At 37.4% G+C, this 21,596-nt stretch carries 15 protein-coding genes and 1 pseudogene; 3 read left to right on the top strand and 13 right to left on the bottom strand.

The annotated features are described in order from the left end of the window. Window positions 1–38: 38 nt before the first annotated feature. From ACSHZO_RS11680 to ACSHZO_RS11650, 7 genes are all read right to left on the bottom strand, one after another. Window positions 39–1,883 carry a cystathionine beta-synthase gene (locus ACSHZO_RS11680; RefSeq protein WP_298247367.1) on the bottom strand — a complete coding sequence of 615 codons (1,845 nt, stop codon included), beginning with the start codon at window positions 1,881–1,883 and terminating at the stop codon, window positions 39–41. Between the two features lie 349 nt (window positions 1,884–2,232). Then, the gene (locus ACSHZO_RS11675; RefSeq protein WP_298247366.1) at window positions 2,233–5,214 is read right to left on the bottom strand and encodes a histidine kinase; all 2,982 of its coding nucleotides are present in this window, start codon (window positions 5,212–5,214) and stop codon (window positions 2,233–2,235) included. Then, window positions 5,192–5,941, bottom strand: coding sequence for a LytR/AlgR family response regulator transcription factor (locus ACSHZO_RS11670; RefSeq protein ID WP_298247365.1), 750 nt, complete (start codon window positions 5,939–5,941; stop codon window positions 5,192–5,194). The genes ACSHZO_RS11675 and ACSHZO_RS11670 overlap by 23 nt, the downstream gene beginning before the upstream one ends. Before the next feature lie 155 nt (window positions 5,942–6,096). Next, complete coding sequence (locus ACSHZO_RS11665; protein WP_295180080.1) at window positions 6,097–7,458, bottom strand: hypothetical protein; 1,362 nt, start codon at window positions 7,456–7,458, stop codon at window positions 6,097–6,099. A 17-nt stretch (window positions 7,459–7,475) separates the two neighbouring features. Beyond that, complete coding sequence (locus tag ACSHZO_RS11660) at window positions 7,476–9,884, bottom strand: TonB-dependent receptor (RefSeq protein ID WP_298247364.1); 2,409 nt, start codon at window positions 9,882–9,884, stop codon at window positions 7,476–7,478. A gap of 472 nt (window positions 9,885–10,356) precedes the next feature. Beyond that, the gene (locus tag ACSHZO_RS11655) at window positions 10,357–11,022 is read right to left on the bottom strand and encodes a DNA-binding response regulator (RefSeq protein WP_298247363.1); all 666 of its coding nucleotides are present in this window, start codon (window positions 11,020–11,022) and stop codon (window positions 10,357–10,359) included. Window positions 11,023–11,029: 7 nt separating this feature from the next. Next, a complete protein-coding gene (locus tag ACSHZO_RS11650) occupies window positions 11,030–12,949 on the bottom strand; it encodes a tetratricopeptide repeat-containing sensor histidine kinase (RefSeq protein ID WP_298247362.1) in 1,920 nt (639 codons plus the stop codon). 352 nt (window positions 12,950–13,301) lie between these two features. Between ACSHZO_RS11650 and ACSHZO_RS11645 the strand changes: the two are divergent. After that, a pseudogene (locus tag ACSHZO_RS11645) lies at window positions 13,302–14,525 on the top strand (putative inorganic carbon transporter subunit DabA). Window positions 14,526–14,883: 358 nt separating this feature from the next. Here ACSHZO_RS11645 and ACSHZO_RS11640 read toward each other — a convergent pair. From ACSHZO_RS11640 to ACSHZO_RS11620, 5 genes are all read right to left on the bottom strand, one after another. Further along, entirely contained in the window at window positions 14,884–15,027 is a 144-nt protein-coding gene (locus ACSHZO_RS11640) for a hypothetical protein (RefSeq protein WP_298247361.1), read from the bottom strand. A 57-nt stretch (window positions 15,028–15,084) separates the two neighbouring features. After that, window positions 15,085–15,750 (bottom strand): dimethylsulfonioproprionate lyase family protein, encoded by a 666-nt coding sequence (locus ACSHZO_RS11635; RefSeq protein WP_298247360.1) that lies wholly within the window; start codon window positions 15,748–15,750, stop codon window positions 15,085–15,087. A 39-nt stretch (window positions 15,751–15,789) separates the two neighbouring features. Then, window positions 15,790–16,017, bottom strand: a complete 228-nt coding sequence (locus ACSHZO_RS11630) for a hypothetical protein (RefSeq protein ID WP_298247359.1) — start codon at window positions 16,015–16,017, stop codon at window positions 15,790–15,792. 327 nt (window positions 16,018–16,344) lie between these two features. Next, complete coding sequence (locus ACSHZO_RS11625) at window positions 16,345–18,645, bottom strand: FdhF/YdeP family oxidoreductase (RefSeq protein ID WP_298247358.1); 2,301 nt, start codon at window positions 18,643–18,645, stop codon at window positions 16,345–16,347. Next, window positions 18,646–19,014 carry a DUF7009 family protein gene (locus tag ACSHZO_RS11620; protein ID WP_298247357.1) on the bottom strand — a complete coding sequence of 123 codons (369 nt, stop codon included), beginning with the start codon at window positions 19,012–19,014 and terminating at the stop codon, window positions 18,646–18,648. A gap of 285 nt (window positions 19,015–19,299) precedes the next feature. On the opposite strand from ACSHZO_RS11620, the gene mobA reads away from it, so the two are divergent. Further along, window positions 19,300–19,890 (top strand): molybdenum cofactor guanylyltransferase, encoded by a 591-nt coding sequence (mobA, locus tag ACSHZO_RS11615; protein ID WP_298247356.1) that lies wholly within the window; start codon window positions 19,300–19,302, stop codon window positions 19,888–19,890. A 40-nt stretch (window positions 19,891–19,930) separates the two neighbouring features. Here the strand turns inward: mobA and ACSHZO_RS11610 are convergent, their stop codons facing one another. Next, entirely contained in the window at window positions 19,931–20,956 is a 1,026-nt protein-coding gene (locus tag ACSHZO_RS11610) for a potassium channel family protein (RefSeq protein WP_298247355.1), read from the bottom strand. A 287-nt stretch (window positions 20,957–21,243) separates the two neighbouring features. On the opposite strand from ACSHZO_RS11610, the gene ACSHZO_RS11605 reads away from it, so the two are divergent. Further along, entirely contained in the window at window positions 21,244–21,387 is a 144-nt protein-coding gene (locus ACSHZO_RS11605; RefSeq protein WP_298247354.1) for a DUF3253 domain-containing protein, read from the top strand. The last annotated feature ends 209 nt before the right edge of the window (window positions 21,388–21,596 follow it).

Genomic DNA, 21,596 nt, shown 5'->3' with positions numbered 1-21,596 from the left:
GATTTTCATACCGGATCTTAAAATATTGAGCTTTAGCTCTATTTGATATCTTCCACGAACTGAGAAAATACTTTTTTATGCATCTCCAGGTCAAGGTCTGGTGAAACTGAAACCCGGGCGATATAATCCTTATCATCTTCTTTTGTAGTACCCTGAGTTGAGGTCGCCGGTATCGTCCAGTAACATCCTTTTAACTGGCCGTAACTTACACAATACTTGCTTTCTTCAGGAATCCTGGTGATCATCATATTGATCAGTTTTTGGTTCAGGGACCTTTTATAAGATTCACGATCTGCAGCGGTTTCTCCTTTTGTAGGAAGGTCGAGAGAAAATACTGAAGGAGTAAAACCAGCAGCTGCTAACTCTTCAGAAACAAAATTGATCTTTGCTTCGGGAAGTTCAGATTTGATGAAATTCACAAATTCACGGGTGTTTTTATAGGCATCAGCAATTCGTTGATTCATGGACGGTAATTGTTCCGCCAGAATTTCGACCTGCAAAGAGGTTGCTTCATTATCGCATACTTTCAAATGCGTATCGATCTTATCCATCAACTCTGCAGCTCTTTGATTCGCTACAGCATAACCGGCGGTACATTTTCCACCACTCGGGAATTTGGATCCGCTTACGTAGGAGATTACTCTGATTCCGGAAAGAATACCATCTTCACCGCAGAACTGAACGTTCGGGCAAAAGGTTTGATCCAGAATAAATACAGGATCTACAGCAGCTTTACCATCTGCAGTTTTTCGGGTTTTCGCCAGAACTTCCTGTAGTTTTTCAAGTTCAGGAACTTCAACACGTGGATTTGTAGGGATTTCAGCAATAATCAAGGGCACTGCATTTTCATTTGCAGCCTGAGTCAGCACTTTATCGGTGCTTTGCACCATATCATTATCGCCATCTACTGGAAGATCCATGATCTCAACATTATCCAGACAAGCGGCAACACGACGAGCCTGATCATTAGTTCCTCCATAACAGTTTGGCGGTACAATAATTCGAATGCCTTTTCCTGGATGTTCGGCCATCGCGTCATCGATAAGACCCATCATAATCGCGTACTGCATGGAAAGACCACAAGAACCTACTAGAACTTTGGAATTTGTCGCGGTGATCTTCTGAACTTCTTCGATCACTTTTTTAAGGTTGTCTTCATCTTTCGCCGTATTCTCTTCGGAAGAAATGCTTACAAGATTGTGTAGCAATTTATGAGTATCGGCCGGAGTCATCGAGATCGTTTCCCTTCTGCGTACGTGCTGAATTTCGGAAATATAAGAAGCGTTCTTTTCGCCATTTACAATAATAACACTACCAAGTTTCTGCTGAAGACTTAGTAGAAAATCTATATTCTGATCAATTTTCAGGTCTTTAAGATCTGCTTTGGAAGTGATATAAATGCTACTACCATCGAAATCTGGAAGTATTTCACCTTCATTGATCTGTAACGTCTCAAATTCATATCCATAGACACTTCGGAAAAGCTCAAAATTGAAATGTTCCGGAAGATTTTCAGAATAGATAATTCGGGTGCTTTTCTTCTCAAATAAATTCTTCCGCAGTACAGCTAACAGGGGAGTAGTTTGAGAGGAAAAACCAATAATATGATCAGATTTCAAAGCATTCAATTTACCCACGTACCATTCCAGAATAGAGGAAAGTGGATGCCCTAATCGTATATAATCATATGCGGTTGGTAGCTCAGCTAGTTTTTCAGCGCTATGATCATTGTTGGCGTATAATTCCTCAAACTTCTCCAGAAACTCTGTCTTAGCCAGATCTTCATTATATATATCCAGCCTGTGTGTAGTCAATTTAACCCAGTCTTCGGGAATGTTCGGGAGTATGTTTTGTATATATTTTGTCACTTTAGAATTTTCCATTACCTGTAATTTTAGATAGGCGGGAATATAGTTCAAATGACTTATTTTAAGAAAAATTACGATCGTAATTCTCTATGTGGATATTAGAAAGTCAAAAACACTTCAGGATAAAAATGAAAACTGTAGTAGTTTATTTGAGAAAGAAATAATGATTTTGGTTCTAAACCCTGGGAGTGAAAAAGTTAGAAAAGCGGCAACTGTAATTCAATTATAGTTTATGACCCTACTCATAAAATACAATTAGATGGTTACATCTTATATAGCAGCTACCGCCATCTAATTTTTGGTGAATTTATAACTTATGTTCAGCTCAAAATTAACGGTTTAGTAAACGTATCGATTTCTTGAGTTATCGTTGCAAACTTAGTTTCAGGCTTACCATGGTACCTTTTCCAGGCTCAGATTCTATGTTCAGCGCATCTTCAATGTCGTAGTCTAAAAGTGCTAGTCTTTCTTTTACTAAGCTTAGACCTTTAGAGTTATGCAGCCGATTCTTTCCAGTAGCCGTAAAACCAGAACCATTGTCGATGATCTTGCAGCATAAGGCATGCTCATCAAGCTTTTCAAAAATTATATCCAGTTTTGAATCTATACTTTTTACAGTAAAAGCATGTACAAATACGTTTTCGACAAATGTTTGAAGAATCATGGTAGGAACCTCTACATCATAGGTGTCGATCTTAGGATCCAGCTCAAAATTAACCTCTATAGCATTATTCATACGAGTGTTTTCTACCCGAATGTAAGATTGTAAATATTCGATTTCTTCAACCAGTAAAATAGTAGGTTTAGTACAGTGATCAAGATTCAGGCGAATGAGTTTGGCAAAATCACCCAGAAATATCGTGGCGTTATCAATGTCGCTATCCATAATATAATTCTGAATGGAGTTCATGGCATTGAAGATAAAATGCGGATTCATTTGAGCAAGTAATGCTTCCATTTTAGTTTCTTCAAACCTTCTTTGGATAGCCCGCTTTTGCCGCTCGAATCGTTTGTTCTTGGCAAGTTCATATTTATAGATCGCATAAACGATCGCCATTAGTGCCAGAAAAATATAGGTAAAGAACCACCAGGTTTTCCAGAAGGGAGGCTTTATGCTGAAATTAAGAATTTTCTGTGAGTAGTTTAATCCTGTACTGGAATCAAGAACACGAACCTGTACCTCATAATTATTAGCTGGAAGATATGGCAACAGGATTTCAGAATTGGAGGTTGGAGTACTCCATTCTTCATCCTGGTTTAGCCTGTATTGATATTGTAATTTTTTAGGATATGGATGAGCATTGGTAGAAAAGCTGAGCAGCACCGTATTCTCATCGTAATCAAGATCGAGATCATTTAAAGCATTTTCAGTCAATTCGTACTCTTTGTTATTAATAGCAATATCTTTTAACTGAATCCTTTTTACCCGATTAGACGATGCAAGAACTTCTTTAATATTGACCCTGAATAACCCATTTTCGCTGCCAATATGTAATTCATCGTTTTCGATTTTACTGCTGAAAAAGGGCTGCTCCAAACCTTGCTCTTCGTCCAGAAATATAAAGCGGTCATCATTAACGAGTGTAAGTCCACGTTCTGTACCAATGATTAAAGTACTACCATAGGCATTGAGGAAAGAAATGGTATTTCCCTGAATACTGGCCCGGGGAATTCTTGTTAAAACTTCAAAAGATCCAGGTTTGTCCCGAACGATGAAAACATCGCCGAATTCACTGGAAATAGCCAGATTGTCGTTGTGAGATACCATATGCCGAAGATTTTTTTCCTTCCAGATTTTTAAATTCAGGTAAGACTCGAAACGGCCATTCTCATATTTATAAAGACCAGAAAATACTGATGTGAAATAGGTTTTATTATCAGTTTTCAGACTGCTTACCACCATGGTTGGTGTGTCTTTATGATCCTGTGGATAATATTTGTAAGACAATTTTTTTGGATCGTTGTAAATTCGAACACCTCCATAAGGGTTGGTTTCGATCAATTTGCCATCGGTCGTGAAATTGATCTCTTCTGAATGTAATGGTAAATAGGTATCCAGTTTTCCATCTGTATCTATCGAAAATATCCCAATATTAGAATTTATCCAATAAAGGTTATTTGAAGTTTTGATGTCATAGAACTTGATGTTACTTGCTGTGGTGTTATGGTCCAGTTCATAAAAATCATCTTTATGTTCTGGTAGTGGCCTCGTTGTGGTCCTGAGATAATTTTGCTGCCAACGCTTAAAATCTAATAATTGAATAAAAAACTGGTTCGTTGCAGAGTTGATTTGAACGCCCTGCTCAAGCAAATATGCTGTGTTCCCATCTATCTCCGCAAAACCCTGGATATTTTGATTGAACAGTTCTTCAAATTTTATTAGTGGTTTAAGCTGAATTTCGTAGACCCCTGAAGATAAGGTGCCTATGTACAATCTTTCAAAAGCTTCGTCGTAGGCCAGAGAATACATATCATTTCCCTGTATTCCGAAGGAATTTGTACGGTCTCTAAAATCTTCATTCAGTTCGAAAATACCCCCATTACTGTCATAAATTCCCCAGGCCGCAGCATAGATAGTTGAGTCACTCGTTTTTACGTAGTCCCAGATTATTGAATTCCCGAGTTCTTCTGAAGCAGGCTCTCCTGATTTTATATATTCTGAAATTTCAGATTTTGTATAATGCCCCTTATTGCTACTGAATATGCTGTTATTGTCAACGAATGCAGAATAGATATACCTTTGATCGTTTACCTGTTTTAGACTGAAAGATCCTTCCGAAGAAACTTTAAAAACTCCGGTTCTATAGGTCGTAACATAGAGTTCTTTCTCAAATTCGAAAAATCCAGAAACTCTTAGTAAAGCCTTAGACCCTTCATTTTTCCATGACTGGATATCGAATGTGTTTATATCAATTCTTGAGACACCATCACTGGTTCCAACGTAGATATAATTTTTATATGGAAAAAGTTGGACTATTTCATCATGAACGAGTCCGTCTTTTGTAGAGAGGATCTTGAAATCATCACCATTGAAAACACTTAACCCGCTCCCATAACTTCCAAACCAGATCCTGTTTTGCTTATCCTCAGTGATTGCCCAGCAACTATTCAGGGCGAGTCCATCTTCTTCAAAATAGCTTTGGAAAATATTATTCTGCTTACTTACAATTCCGTTCTCGGTTCCTATCCATAGCACATTATTGCTATCAACGAACAATGCGCGGACTGCATTATTCGGCAGTTCGTTCGCAGCAGAATAGTTCCTGGAGGGAAAATTCTGGGCCCAGAGGCACTGGACACAAAAAAGAAAGCCTATAAAGCTTCTATTTATTTTGTAAGATAGCATTGATGAATTCCTCTTCTTTACGGAAGGAAACCGGAAGTTTCTCCCCGTTGGTTAACTCAACTTCCTTGTTCGCTTTATGGTAGCGCACAACAAAATTCAGGTTAATGACATAACTTTTATGTATTCTTAGAAATGCTGAAGGGAGGATTTCTTCTACAAACTTAAGTGTTTTTGTGGCAGTTTTTGTAGTTCCATCAATACCTTTTATCGAACAATAATTACTTTCAGCCTTACAATAGAGGATCTGGTTAGAATGGATTAGCTCAAAACCTTCCAGCGTAGGGAAGGCAAGTTTTGCGATATTTTGATCATTTACATTCAGGTTCTCGAGAAGCATTATTAGTTTATCTTTAGTGGATAATTTTCTTTTTCGTTCCTCAAAACGTTTGATCGCATCTCTCAGGTCGATATGATTAATGGGTTTCAGAATATAATCAAGAGCGCTCTGCCTTATGGCCTGGACAGCAAAACGATTATGTGCGGTGGTAAAGATCACTTCAAAATTAATAGGATCGAATTGCTTGAATAATTCAAATCCGCTCTTTTCCGGCATCTGAATATCAAGAAATACCAGCTCAGGTGTATAGTTGTTTATAGCAATAACGCCGCTGTCAACAGAATGGCATTTGGCTACAATATTGAATTTGTTGGGAAAATACCTTAGGAGTGTTTTTTCAAGTACATTTTGAGCACTTAGCTCGTCGTCGATTATAACTACTTTGATCATGCCATAAACTTACATATTTGGAAAGATATGACCATAGTGTATAACCTGTAAAAAAGTCGCAAGACTTATTAAGCTTCAAAAATGCAAAAAGCCACTATTATAAATAGTGGCCTTTCGCCTTCACAAAACAGAATAATGTGGTTGAGTTATTACACTTAGAACGCTCCTATAAAGTGACTACCCTGAGTGTTCACCAGTTCAGCACCTTTAGTAACTTCTCCAGTCTCGGTATCTACAATATAAATATTTCCATTTTCGCCAACCGGAGCCTGCGTAAGATAAATCTCGGTACCATCTACTGCAAATCCTTGGTATTGGAAAAGGTAGAAATTAGGGTCGTAAGGAATAGCGTCGATCTTTTGTGCTGTCTTGGAATTAAGGTCTATTAAAGCAAAATATCCCTGTGCACCAGCAACACCTTCAGCCGATCCGGCATGACGATATGCAAGCACAGCCTTTCCATTCGATGCTGGTCTCCATGCAAGGATATAAGCATCATTTACGCCTAGAGCTTCGTCAAGATTGAATACATAAGAGTCATCATATTCATTATCTGAGTCGATCTTTAAAATATGTGAACCTTGTGGATCACCCTGATTCGCCTGGTATACACTTCCATTATATTCAAAGGCATTTATACTACGATACCCGTTAGTATTACCAACTCCAACTTCAGAAACGATCACTTCAGGGTTTAGAAGTGATGGATAATCAAGAACAATAGATCTGGAGGCTAAAACCGCACCATCATTATCTCTCTCTCCAGTTTCTGGATCTACCTTACTAAGTCTCGCACCAATATAGATTTTATCACCCGCTGCATTTAAAGTAGGCATATCGATTCTTGAGATATAATATCCTGCAGCTTCTTCTTCAGCAGAAAGAGGTACACTATGTTCCTGAAATTCCTTGATTGAAGAGTTTTGCAAATCCAGGGTTACAATTCCCATGGTAGCTTCAGTACGTACATAAAAATCATCTGATGAATCGTCTGGAGTATCATTATCACTAAATTCGTTTCCAGTATTTACATAAACTGCAGCTCCAGTCTGGTCTCCATCAAAAAGTTTGATCCATCTTGGAGCAGATCCTACATAAGGAGCAATACTGATCTCCGAACCTGTTTGTTCGAAATTTTGCCCACCTAGAACATTGTATTTTGTGTAATTTCCACCAGTATCCCCGGCATAGCTAATATTGAAAATAGTGCTTCCATCTTCTGAAGCCTGTAAACGTGCTGTTCGATTCGACGGAACAATAAATCCATTTTCAAATGGTTCTATAGAAAAGTCAGGATTTTTTGCATCTTCGCTTGAAACTGAATATATTAAAGTTCCTCCATTTCCATCACCTGGCTCTTCGCCCATTTTTGCTGCAGCAACGGTAATCCAGCGGCTTTCGGTCTCTGGTTCAGGAATAATATCATCTGTGCTATCGTCGCTACTACAGGAGGACATAAGTCCAACGACTGCTATCGCGCTAAAAATTGACTTAAAGTTGAAATAATTACGATTCATGTTATGAGTAATTTTGGTTAGAATTTATTTAATGAATAGTTTAATTTTAAGTAGAATGCTCTTCCAGGTTTTTGAACTGAAAGATTGTCAAAAACAGCCTCGTCTAAAATGTTCTTTACATCGAAGCTTACTACAATATCCTTCCGAGGAAATGTATAGCTCAAACCGAGATCATGAGTAAGCTGTTGTGGTACTTTAAAAAAGTCGTCTCCAACAGTATTGGAACCTTGAGGCACCAAGTAAGAAAATTCATCTGTGAAGTACATATTGTAGAAAAGATCCAATCTCGATTTCTTCTGAAGTAGATCTTTAAGCGTATATCTGGTATTTCCACTCATAGTAAGAAATGGAGTATTTGGCACATCAATTTCAGATCCCCTGTTTTCGATTTTAAGGTCAAAACGGGAAACATTGAAATTGAAATCCAGATTGTTATTATAGGAGTAATTGAATTGTGCATCAAAACCCTTGGAAGTTCCGCTGCCCTGGTTCACGTATAAGATCAATTCATCATCTACATTCAGGGACGTTTCAATAGGCAATCCAATTCTATCCTTAATATTTCGTAGAAAAAGATTCGTGGTTATTCCTATACGGTGTCTTTGGTAATTAAAAGTACCTAATCTTAATCCTACATTGAAATTGTTACTTTGTTCAGGGTTGATACTAGAATTTGCTACCACATTATCTCCATCATTTCCAAAGATTTCAGTTTCGTCTGGTAGTCTAACGGCCTTTTCCGCAGAGGTGAGAAGCATTACTTCTGGAGTTATCGCGTAGGATAGTGCAAATCCATAACCTTCATTTTCTTTATTGCTACTTACGGTCTCGTTAACTATTCTCCTGTCGCCAGTAATATCTGTTACGAAGGCAGGATCTGTACTAATAGTTTTCTGCTGATAATATTTTCCAAAAATGCTACTCTTCAGTTTATTTTCGAAAGCATTCAATTCATAAGTAATTGAAATAATGTTTTTGCGCAGATCTCTTGTACCTACGAAGCTATTTTCAAATTCAGAATCCAGTGCATCACTGTCTTCGCGATCTATGGAACTATACAAATGATTGACTAGAAAAGTATGATTATCTGCAATGGAGTAGGAGAGTCCGGTTCTTATAGAAGCAACATTTCTGTCAATTTTAGCGAGCGTCGGGCCTCCTTCTTGCTGGGAGCCCCAGGTATATTGGTATTCATTTCCTCTGAAATCTATGGCTCGTTCTCCATTCCAGCTATAAGCCCAGGCAAGAGTATCTGTGACCTGGCGGTCACGTTTTCCATAATAAGCATTTACTTTAGCGTTCAGACCATCTGTAAATAGATCTGATTTTTGATAACTCAGATTTGCCAAAGTAGCCTGGGATTCAAAAAAGCGGTCTTTATACGGCGTAATGGTCATAAATGCTCCATGCTGAACTTCTTTGTAATCATCAGATCCAGTGAAGCCAACAAAAAATTGATCTGCCCACGAAACATCGGTATATCCTAATTGTACAATCCCACCTGTCGAACGATATGCATCATTGAACCTTCTTGCAGTAATAGGAGTTTGAACTCCTCCAAGACCTGTAACTACAACACTTCTGCCCGAAACTTCGTAATCATTATCTGAATAATTGTGAAAACCTGATGCTTTTATGGTAAATCCGCTATCATCAGCGCGATACAAACCATTCATAGAAGCCTGGAACGTATTAAATGATCCGTAAGATACGGAGGCATTTAAACTGGTATTCATAGATTGATTTAATACAATATTGATGGCACCACCCAAAGCATCGTCAGACAGGTGTCCGGGAACCACTCCCTTATACACTTCAATTTGCTGGATAAGTGATGGCGGAATACTATTTAAATTGAAAGATGAACCAAAAGTAGAAATAGGAATTCCGTCAATAAATATGCGAACAGCACTCCCGGATAGTCCATTCAGACTAAATTGAATATCTGATCCTAAACCACCATTTTGTCTGAGTTTGACTCCAACCGTATTATTAAGAAGTTCAGTAGTCTGAATATTTCTTTGGCTAGTTTCTTCAGTATTAATTACACTGATGGCAAAACCAGTTTTCTCAAGTTTCGTTTTTTTGGATTCTCCCTGAATTGCCACTTCATCAAGTTCATAATCACCTTCATTCTTTAGCTGAATATCATGTGTTACATAATTTGAGTCTAAAATTACCTGATGAAAACTTACGGATTTATTGGTGTTAACTTCCAGAAGATATGTACCTGTAGGTATATTTTTAAATAAGTAGATCCCATTACCATTTGTACGGGTAGTGCGACTATAATTTGATCGACTTAATTTTATCTCTGCATTCGCTACGATATAGTTATTAGCATCAGTAATCTCGCCTTTTAGTTGCGACTGACTAAATAATACCGTTGGTAGTATAAGTAGTAGTATTAAAATCGTTCGGGTCATTGTAGTAGTAATTCCAGACAAAATTATATCTATTTAGACTAAATCCAAATAAAACTCACAAGAAAAGTTATTAATTTCTATTGATTTGAAATACAGGTAGATATAATGTTAAAATATTGTAGGGACTTGTGTTTGGTTTTTTAGACACTTTTAAGCAGAGCGGATCGGATTCATCGAATTGAAATGGTTCTACAGAGAACGGTGATGCAGATTTTCCCGGATTTAAAATTACTGATTAATTTAAAATTGATAATTCTCACTTTTCAAGGAGTTCCTATCTAAGCAAGGGTTGGTACCTTCCATGTTAAATAGCTCTAATTTGAATCGTTTTAAGGAATGTCTTTTGGAAAGGCTTTATGGAGAACGTTAGACCTGTGAAATAATTCGTAGGAGATACTTGTAAGATAGAGTAAAATAAACAAACTTTTTGCAGGTAGGAGGAATAGCTTGAATTCTTTCGTAATTACTTGTATTAGATCAATTGCAGATCCTTCATGATCGAAATCAAATGCGGATTCGTATTCGCTCTAAATTCATCCCTCAATTCTTTTAGCCTTTTTTCGATCGCACTTTTACTACTCGGCCTGATATTCTTATTTTTTAATTCCTTTTGAATTTCGTCCTGTGTATAACCGTTTGCCAGATATTTAACAATATTGATCTCGAAGTCATTTAAAGTAAGCACATTATTCTGGTTCAGGATCTTTTCAATCGACGGAGAATTATAATTGGCACCTTCATTCAAATTCAGGATCGCCTGTTTCAGCTCTTTTAAGCCATTGCGGTCTTTGCAAACATAGGCATCTATATTTCCGCTTGCCCAGAGTTCCCTGACCGTTTGAGGGTGGTCTTCTATCGAGTTCACGATAACTTTAAGTTGAGGATCTTCGAATTTTAATGCGGAGATAAGGTCTTTTCCGGACGTTAGTTTTTCCTCCCGGTAATCTGGTTTGAAAGAAAGATCACAAATTAGTAGATCATAAGGACTGCCTTCCTGAATAGCTTTTTTGGCCAGAAGCCAGGCTCTATCACAATATTGCGCGTGATCTACCTGTGCAATTTTCAAATCTTTTAACACAAAAGCGACAGCATGATTTATACTGTCCATATCTTCAGCAACCAGAACTTTTTTAAACATGTTAAAATTATATTGGAATTTGAATTAGAACCTTCAATCCTTTTTCCTGTTCAGTTTCAAAATTAAGTTTTCCTTTGATAGAAAGAATACGGTTTTCCATATTAATAAAACCATTACCGGCTTTCAGACTTTGACGTGAAGTACCTATCCCATTATCAGAATATTGAATATGCAGCGTTCTGTTTTCTTCGGAAAATACAATAGCAACCAAACTGGCCTTGCTATGTTTGTTCATATTGATCATGATCTCCTGAAGGACACGGTAAAGAATGATCTTTTTCTCCGGGCTTAAGCTTTTCCAGTTGATGCTGTTTTCCCCACGAAGAATTAGTCTGGCATCTGCCGGTAAACTGGAACTAAGCGTGGAGAGTAAATGGGGAAGGAAATCTGCTCCTGTTGGAATACTGCTATTTTCCCTGGAAATATTACGTGTTCGGTTATAGATATTTTCCAGCTTTTCCATGAGCATATTGGTTGCAATCGAATCCATACCGCTCATAACATTGTAGACATCGTTTGCCAGTTCATCATGTATTTTTTTGGAAATTCTGGATTCTGTACGATGCGCTTCGCGAATTTTATCCCTGGTATGTCTTTGTCTTAAATAGTAATAGCCAAATCCACCACTAACTAATACCAGCAGACTTCCTAGTGATAATATGATGATTTGGTCCTGCAGTTGCTCTTTTTCTATAGCCTGTAGAGCAGTTTGATCCTGTAATTGATTGATCTCTAATTCTTTCTGTTCCTCATCAAATTTAATTTTAGCGAACATATTTTTAGCCTGGGCATTTTCCGAACGGATGCTATCGCTTAGCTGAATATAGATTGTTGAGAATTTTTTGACCGATTCCATTGGCGATAGGTGGATCAATTTTTCTATGGCATTCAATTGCGCCGATTTACTATTGAGTTCCCTGGCTGTAGTGAGCAAGCTATCTGCGTAAAGTTTTGACACAACTTCATCCTTGTTTCGGTAAAAATTGGAAAGGTGATCATAACTGGCGAGTAGGCCATTTTTCCCATTGTTCAGCAGTCTTATATTCCTGGATTCTAACAAATCATCTTCCACGTTAGCGGTAGAGTCTTGCAACCACCTGGTGTAAGCCAGATTATCTAAGAACCTGGCCTTAGAGAGAATATTAGTTGAATCAGAACTGCGCAGGATGTTTTCAAAAATAATTATGGCCTCATTGTAATTCTTTTCATCCTGGAGAGATAGTGCAATATTGTTTAAATTACTCAAACTGTCCTTCACATTGGCAGCAAATGCAAGAGCGTTTCTCCATTCACGTTTGGCATCACTTTGAAAACCCTGGTTACGATATGCTGTTGCAATAATATTGTAAGCGGTACTAAAGTAAGTGGAGTCAGTGGGATCCAGTAGTTTGAGGGCTTCAGTAGCAGTTTGTTGAGCTCCGGTATAATCTGTTAATCTGCTTTGTGCATTAGCCATCTCTATTGTTCTTTGCCCGGCCCTGGAAGAATCTCCATCAGCAAGGTGTAACTCCCTGGAGATAAAAGCATTTCTAAAATATTCTTTATAATCGTTTAGAGAGCGATGAATAATAGCTTTACGGTAAAAACCTGTAGCTTCAAAATGAATATTTTCATAGATCCTAGATTGATCGATCATTTTTGAGGAATAGACCAGTGAGCTGTCATAATACCTTAATTGATTAAAGCTATAGATAACGCCATCCAATAACTTGAGATGCACTGTATCATTGTCGATCCTGGAAGAGTTCAGACCATATTTAAAATTAGCAAGCATTTCTGCTGGCAACTTTAATTTTAATCCTTGCTGAAAATAATATTCTCCGCTGCCAGGTTTAATTTCTTCTGAACTGTTTTCCGAAGCCTGGTCACAAGCGGTCAGGCCCAGACAAATACAGAGGTAGATCAGAAAATACTTTGAGATTTGCATTTAGCGAAAATATATAAAAACTGAGGAACCCAGAATACTTAATTGGAAAGTTAGAAAACTAGCAAAGAATGCAAGCTATTTCAGCCATTTATGGCAAATTCCGAAGATTATATAAAAAACTTTATCTGAAGAAATGGAGCAAAATATGAAGTAGATAAACCTGCATAAAGTTCTAACTGTTTCTAATATAAATGATCACCTATACTTCGGAATATTTTAATCTTCAGTTCTTCTGGAATTTATCGGGCCAGCTTCAGAATAAATAATATCAAATATCGATCTCATTATTCCGGAATAAAGTAGGGGAGAGCTCTCTTTGTTTACTTCTGGTCAAATATTTCCGAAGAACGCCATGCTTCCATCGGCTTTCGGATTTGTGGAAGCTGCTGGTCTGGTTTATGGCGGAGGACTTTTCAGTAGGACAATAGTTCCGCAAGGTTTGTATAAATGGAAACGAAATTCTGAAAATCCGTACGAAAATTATTGCGATACAGATTTACTGAAAAATGTAAACGATTGTGATATTCAAATTCCGTTAATTGAACAGGCCGGAATCTTAAAAAATGCGTTTGATTTACTTGGATGGCAGACTTTTGCAGATTTGATCGTCTTTACCGGACATGGTAGTCATACTGCGAATAATGCATTTGGTTCAAGTCTGGATTGCGGTGCATGTGCTGCGAACCCGGGTAGACACAACGCCAGAATGCTCGCTAAAATAGCAAATAACGAAGTTGTAAGAAAAATTCTGGCAACCAATTTTGATATTGAAATTCCCGAAAACACCTTATTTCTAGCAGCTGAGCACAATACAACGACCGATGAGATCCTGCTATTTGAAGATAAGACCAAAGATATTCATAAGGCAGCAATCATGTCTTTAAAAGCAGACCTGAAAAAGGTTCAGCAGCGCGCTACAGCTAAACGACTTAGCACGAAGAAAAATTCAGTTTCTCTTGCAGAACGTAAAGCAAATGACTGGAGCGAAACCAGGCCAGAATGAGGACTCGCAAAAAACGCCGGATTCATTATAGGACCCAGAAATCTAACCAAAAAAGTTGATCTGGACAGTCGATGCTTCTTACATTCCTATAATTGGAAGCTCGATAAGTCGGGAAAGGCACTCGAGGCTATTTTACAAGGTCCTATGACGGTCACTCAATGGATAAACAATCACTATTATTATGCCATGGTTGATAATAACAAATTTGGTGGTGGAAACAAAATCGTCCATAATATTACGGGCAGATTTGGCGTAGTAGAAGGGAATGGAGTTGATCTTAAAACAGGACTACCTCTCCAATCACTCATGAAATTTGATGAAGAAATATATCATGAGCCCTTAAGATTGTCGGTAGTTATTCAAGCACCTTTAAATAAGGTAAGAGAAATAGTATCCAGAAATCCTGAAACTAAAAAACATATTGAAAATCAATGGATCTACGTAATGGTTTTAGATCCTACGGAAGACAACCTGATATACGATTTAAGATCAGACATCTCTTTTAAGTCCCGATATGAGGAAAAGAATGAAAGGAAAAATGTTCCAGCTTTTTTGGAATTAGCCAAAGTTTAATAAAAACTCCTTTCTAAATAGAGCGGCTAAATGAATCTTCAGATGGCCGCTTTTTTATTTTATAGAGTTGAATTTGCGAATACTTTAAAGTTTGATGATCTATTAATTTATAAACACGCTATTATAAGTAAAAACTAAACGAATTTTTTAAAAGTCTTACTCTAAAAAGGCAGCTTTAAAATTTGAGTGGAATATAAGATCTATAAGTATAGCTTGAGATGAAATTCTAATACTTCAGCTTTGTTAGCTGACATTGTATTTTTCCACCTCTGGCGGCTGGTTTGCCAGGTTCTTCAGCACATTCACACAACTTTGTAGTTCCGTAGTCATTGAGCTTTTCATGAGCATCGGAGCGTGCTCAAATGGATACAAGCGCATTTTTTTCCGGATCTTCTTCACAGTCCCCGTCGATTTCAAATGCATGAATAGTATTTTCGTAAAAATAGACAAAAGGATCCCGATCATACGATGAGGTGGTCCACATCCTGAATTCATCAGGCATTCCCGTATCAAACTGAACAACGCGTTCATCTTCATTTTCTGAGATGGTTGTAAGCTTTTAGTTAGTATCCCTGATGGCAAAAGTTTTAAATTGATTCACACAGGATGGCTGGCGCATCGTATAATACAACTCAGAAGTAGCGTGGTTATGGTATGGATATAAGGTGTTTACAGCCTGAACGGTCATTCCAACTTCGGCACCAACTTTTTGTCCGTTGATCTCATCTATTCTTAGCAATCCCCAATGTCCCAGGATTTCAGCATAAGCATATCCACCTCTTACATTTGCGAATTTTTTTTGATTTCTTTCACTTTCTTCAGCATACATTGGGAACCAGCCTACAGATGGCCAAAGATTTGGTAGTGATCTGGCACTTAAATCATAAGGGAAATTTTTAGGTGCCTTCACCTTTTCACTGGTCACCATGCTAAAGAAATTATCAGAGAAGGTATAACCTTTAGCTTTCACCTCTGGATCGCTAACTTTAGTTTCAAAAAATTCTTGAAAAGTGGTTCTATCAAGCCATTTAGCTACTTCAGACCTTGCCTCCAGTTCACCGCCGGGACTATAGAGCCAGTCAACATTGCCTCTTGCAGCGAAGCAAGCTTTTGCAGCCGCAGGATTGTGCAGGATCTGGTAGATGTTTTTGACTATTAATTGCATATCGCGACGCTCCATCACACATAACTTACCAATTCCGTCCACGGTTTCATAAGTTGCCACGTCTGAATCAATGCAAGAGCTTCCAGCTGGAGAGGTCGTTCAAGCCACCGCATAAGCTTCAAGATACTGCAGCGATTCTTTCCATAAAATATCGATATACTTCTGTTCCTTTTCGGAATACACTTCAAATTCTTCCAGACATTTAAATTTTACATTTTTCAGATCTTCGGGATTGATAAAATCCGGAATTTTCTGTGCATAACTGAAGGTGATAGAACTAAGAAAGAAGATCGTACTCAGGATATAATTATAATTGTTCCTTATCATTTTAAAATTAATTTTAATAGCCTTAGAGATATGTAAACTTTTAGTTGCCAGAAAAAATAGCAGGCATCTGGAACAGTTGGTTGTAACTCTAAAATAGTTCAATTTTAAGAAACTATAGAAGCACTGTCACTTCGGAAATATCTATCTATTTTATTTTTTACTTCCGAAGTATATGATTAATTCTCATCAAAAGTCAGGCTTATGCCTCTATGAAGATTATGATTTTATTCCTGTTTTCAACTAAACAACTTATTCCAATTAGCTTCTGATACCTAAGTTAGTTCTACAGAGAAGATTTTTTTATCACATTGAAGATCGTCTACTTAATTAAGTTTCCTTTTCAATCCGAATCTTTACCGACTTGCTAATGGGTGTATTACTACGCTCTGCAAAATGGTTGTAAGGCACCAGCGGATTGGTTTCAGGGTAATAGGCAGCAGTGTTGCCGGCCGGAATGTTATAAGGCAATACTTTAAATTTGTACGCCATTCTTTTCTTGCCATCATAGGTGCTACTTAAATTAACGATCTCAAATTTCTTTAAACCGCGCTTCTCCATATCTTCCTGATTCATAAAGATTACCCGACGTTCGTTATAAACTCCGCGATACCTATCGTCTAAGCCATAAATAGTGGTATTAAACTGGTCGTGACTTCTAATGGTCATCAACATTAATTCATCTTCCTGTAACTGGTGGTCTGGAAGTTTATTCAAAGTGATCTGTGCTTTACCATTAGGCAACATACTAAAATCTCTGTGCCGCGCATTGTTAGGAAGGTAATATCCAAAACCTTTAGATCGTTCACTGGTCTCCTCAAATCCTTTTGCTACCAGATCGATTTTCTCGCGTATTAATTCGTAATCTTCTCCCATTGCTATCCAGTCTACGGGGTGATTTCCATTGAAAAATGTATGGCCTAGATTCCCGATAATTTCAGGCTCGCTCATAATATCGCTGGAAGCAGGTTTTAAAACACCTTTGGATTGCCGGATTCGTCCCATACTACTTTCCATTGTCAGGAAACGAAGATTTCCATTTTTCTCATCTTTTTCAGACCTGCCGAAAGTAGGTAAGATCAATGCTTTATTACCCGTTACTAAGTGCGAGCGGTTTAGCTTAGTACTAATTTGGACTGTCAATTTACAGTTATGGAGTGCCTGCGCAGTATAATCGGTATCTGAAGCGGCCATTAAAAAGTTTCCTCCTAAAGCGAAAAATACACTCGCTTTGCCTTCGTGCATCGCCTCCATGGATTCAACCACATCAATACCTTTTTCGGTAGGCGGATCAAAATTCATATGCTTTTTAATACGCTCATTAAGATCTTTATCTACAAAGTGCATGATTCCCACGCTTCGATCTCCCTGCACATTACTATGCCCGCGTACGGGACAGGTACCCGCATTTTCCTTGCCTATAGCTCCTTTCAGAAGCAATAAGTTCACGTATTCCCGGATGGTTTCCACCCCGTTTTTATGCTGAGTAAGTCCCATGGCCCAACAGACAATAATTTTGGTCTTCTTGGCAAGTACCTCTACGGCTTGATTTATTTTTTCATTAGAAACTCCCGTTAAAGCCAGCAATTCTTCTTCATTGAAGGATTTTAGATCGTCTATCAATTCTGAATATCCCTGTGTGTATTCTTCAAGAAACTCATGGTCAAAAACTGTATGGTCTAAAGCATCTTTTTCCGCTAGACGTTTAAGAATCAATTTCACCAATGGAATATCCTGGTTAATATTGACTGCTAAATGTAAGTCGGCAATATCTTCACCACTGCCAAGTAAACCCTTGATATTTTTGGGATTTTTAAAATTAACCAGACCGGTTTCTTCTAATGGATTTATCGCAATAATATAGCCACCGTTTTCTTTACATTTTTCAAGTGCAGATAGCATTCTTGGATGATTGGTGCCAGGATTTTGCCCGGCAATGATCACCACTTCAGCTTCATAAAAGTCTTCAAGTTTGGTACTTCCTTTTCCAATCCCCAGGGTTTCGTCAAGGGCGACTCCGCTGGATTCATGGCACATATTACTGCAATCTGGCATGTTGTTGGTTCCATAAGCGCGAACAAACATTCCGTATAAAAAAGCAGCTTCATTGCTGGAACGACCGGATGTATAGAATATAGCTTCGTTTGGAGAATCCAGACTGCGTAATTCTTCTGAAATTAATTCAAAGGCATCCTGCCAGGAAATGCTTTCGTAATGAATGCTGCCCTCGCGTAAGACCAGTGGTTCTATAAGTCGCCCGAATTTATTTAGCTGAAAATCACTTAACTCTGAAAGTTCTTCCACTGAATATTTCTGAAAGAAAGCGGCATCAATATGACTATGCGTAGCTTCATCTGCCAGGGCTTTTGCTCCATTCTCGCAATATTCTCCAATTTTGGAAGGATGTTCAGGATCGGGCCAGGCACAGCTAGGGCAGTCAAAACCATCCTGCTGATTAATAGTGAATAGAGCTCGCATGGAATCTACAACACCCATTTCTTTAAAGGTATGCTTTACGGTTTCTCTAATCCCCAGTTTTCCTGCAGCATGGGTAACGGGATCTTTAAATTCAAGTTCCTGAAACTTAACGGGTCCTCTATGATTTACGTTTCTTTCGATTTTCTTTTTCATCTAGAGCGCAAGAGTTTTTGGGTTAGGGTAATTATTAGATTCGTCCTCACCACGATCTTCCAGGCAGGTAAAATCTTTCTCGAGAAGGACATCTATAGATTTGCCTTTAGAAGTGATGACAGAATGAGAAAATCCTACCCGATTGTTAGTATCCCAATCTTTCAGAAGAACATCAGAAATTTGCAAAGAGATCTTATTATTCACAAAATCAATATTCAACTGCTCAGTTGTTGCAACTTTCACTTCATAAGCGAAATCCAGGTTTGGAAAATTTGTGGTTTCTTCGATAGATCCTTTTCTGCATAAGTGTTCCACTTCATTTTTCGTCAATCTATATCTCACCGAATTTCCTCGAATCCTAATTTTCATTTTAATGTAATTTTATTGGCTGCTGACTATTCAAACAACCATTTAAAGTTAAGCCTAATGTTTTTAATTATGGATAAGAATATTACCCGAAATAAAACTTTTAAGGTGCTTTTAAGGTTTTGTGGTAATTTATGATTGATACGGAATAAGAAACGATCTAAACTTTCTAGATTTCAAGATGTAGTTTACTATCTAAATTTCTGCTTAATTACAATACATCTAGATTTTCAAATCAGGTTTGTCTTTTCAAAATTAGCTTATTTTTATTTCCTGAAATCAATTGAAGTGATAGAAAAAGAAGCGATCGAAGTTTTTATACTTGCGGGAGGGGAAAGCAGAAGAATGGGAACAGACAAAGGTCTGCTTAATTTTAAAGGAACTCCCATGATCTTGCATATCATAAAGCTTCTCGATCAATTAAACCTGAAAACCAATATAATTAGTAATAACAAGGAATATTTGAAATTCGGTAAACCTTTGTATACCGATATTATTCCGAAGAAAGGACCTATGGGCGGATTATATGCTGCACTTGAATATTCTAAGGCTCCAATGGTTTTATTGCTGGCTTGCGATATGCCTTCCATTAACAAAGAAGGAATACAGAGTTTGATGACTGTAGCCGAACCTGAAAAAATAACTGTGGCCACACATTCGGAGCGAATTTCTCCCCTTTTAGCCTGCTACCCAAAATCAGTAATAGAAAAAGTAGAGAAAGCTATTTTGGCAGATGAATTAAAAATGCAGGATTTTGTTTCAAAGCAACCCCATGTCATATTAAATCTAAACGCACTCGAGAATACAGCGATTTTACGGAATATAAATACTCGAGAAGAATTACAAGCTGCAGAAAATACAGAAACAGATGGCGAATAGTTATTTACGATTGTCAGAAATTTATTAGATAGCAGTTGATCTAAATTCTTTCTTTGATCGTAACTTTTTCTTTTTTTTCTATGACATCCCATTCCCACCCATCATTTTGAAGATATGCTAGTAATAGTTTCCTTCTAGCAGCAAGTTTGCGATTTGCTGAGTCATCGATCGCCTGATCAGATTTTTTTAAATCTTGTAAATAATCAGTATTAGGATGCTCAGGCTCATCATCTCCGGGATGTATAAAGGCAGAAGCTAAGGTAGATAAGTAATATGTCAGGGATTTATAGGTTCTTTCCATACTCAGCCTATCCTCAAAATTGTCTTCTTCGACCTGATAAAGCAGGATGGATAAGGTTTCATCAAGAGTAGCTAATTGAACCGGTAAGGATTCATTAATATTTACTGAATGGAAATAATGAATTACTGGGTAAGCTAAATGACTTTGGGCCACTTTTAATAAGGGCGCTTCCAGATCGCTTAATGCTGAAGATAATTGCTCAAAATTATTACTATTATAATTGGAAATTATTCTTTCTGGTGTTTCGCCCAGATTATGAATTTGCATACTCAACTTTCTTTTTAAAGTAATTCCTTCCACTACCGGAATTAAGAAGGAAATCCCTAAGCTGATGAATACCACTCCAGTATAGGAAATAAAACCTGTAAAGAACAACCACCAGTCAGAAGCCGGAGTGTAGTCACCGTTACCCATAGATGAAAGTACATAAGCTGCAAAATAGAGCTTATTATAAAAACCAGTTACGTATGCACTATCTTGAGAGGACCACAAGGCTTGTGGATCTGAATAGACAATTAAAGTATTTCCAAGCCATAAGATTATGATCCAGGTTAGAACGACACCCAACAATATTAACGGACCAATATATTCTAGAAGCTTGTTCCTGCCATTTTTACCGGAAACCTTTAATGCAAATCTCCAAAACCATCTCGATATTCTATCGGCTAATAGCGCCGAACCTCTAGGGGATAGGATTGTATAGATCATATCGTAAATGGTCACTAAAACAATTACCACTCCGATAACGAAATAGAAAATATTCATAATCTTTGGAAAAAAATGGTTTGCAAAATAAAAGCTGGTTCTAAAATTACAATATTAGCTTCAAATTGGAGATATTGAAGTGATCAAAAGTAATAAAATTTGCCGAAGGTATTTGTAAGTCAATTCTACCTTGAATTATTTCACGTATTTAAAACATTCAAAAACTAAATTTTGAAAGATGAACATTTAGAAATTAAAGGTTTAATTGAGGAAATTTCGGATCAGAGGAAATCAAATGATTCCAGTTTCTGTCCTTCAGAAATTGCCAGAATATATTTTGATGAGAATTGAGAGATGGAATGGACATGGTGCGTATAGTTGCTGATGAACTGGTTAAAGAGAATAAATTAATCACGTTGCAAAATGGAGTCCTTATTCAGGATTTACCTTCAGAAGCAAAAGGTCCAATTCGGCTCAAAAGAAAGGATTAGTACTTCCAGTAAATTGCAGAAATAGCGAGTCGATGGACTCGTAAGTTTAACTGAAATGTACAGTGTGAATACCTGTTGGATGCTTATAATTTCGAAAAGGATCACATCGATATTCGGTATAATAAAATTTTGGAAATATCGGAAGCTAGAAAGCTGATAGAGTATATTGATTTCATTGGGAATTCTTGCTGGTTCGTTTATCTAAGTTA

The sequence above is a fragment of the Christiangramia sp. 3-2217-3z genome (assembly GCF_051195275.1).
In the GTDB taxonomy this organism is placed as follows: domain Bacteria; phylum Bacteroidota; class Bacteroidia; order Flavobacteriales; family Flavobacteriaceae; genus Christiangramia; species Christiangramia marina.
Note: the sequence above shows the minus strand (reverse complement) of the source record. Positions and strands in the feature narration are given on the sequence as shown.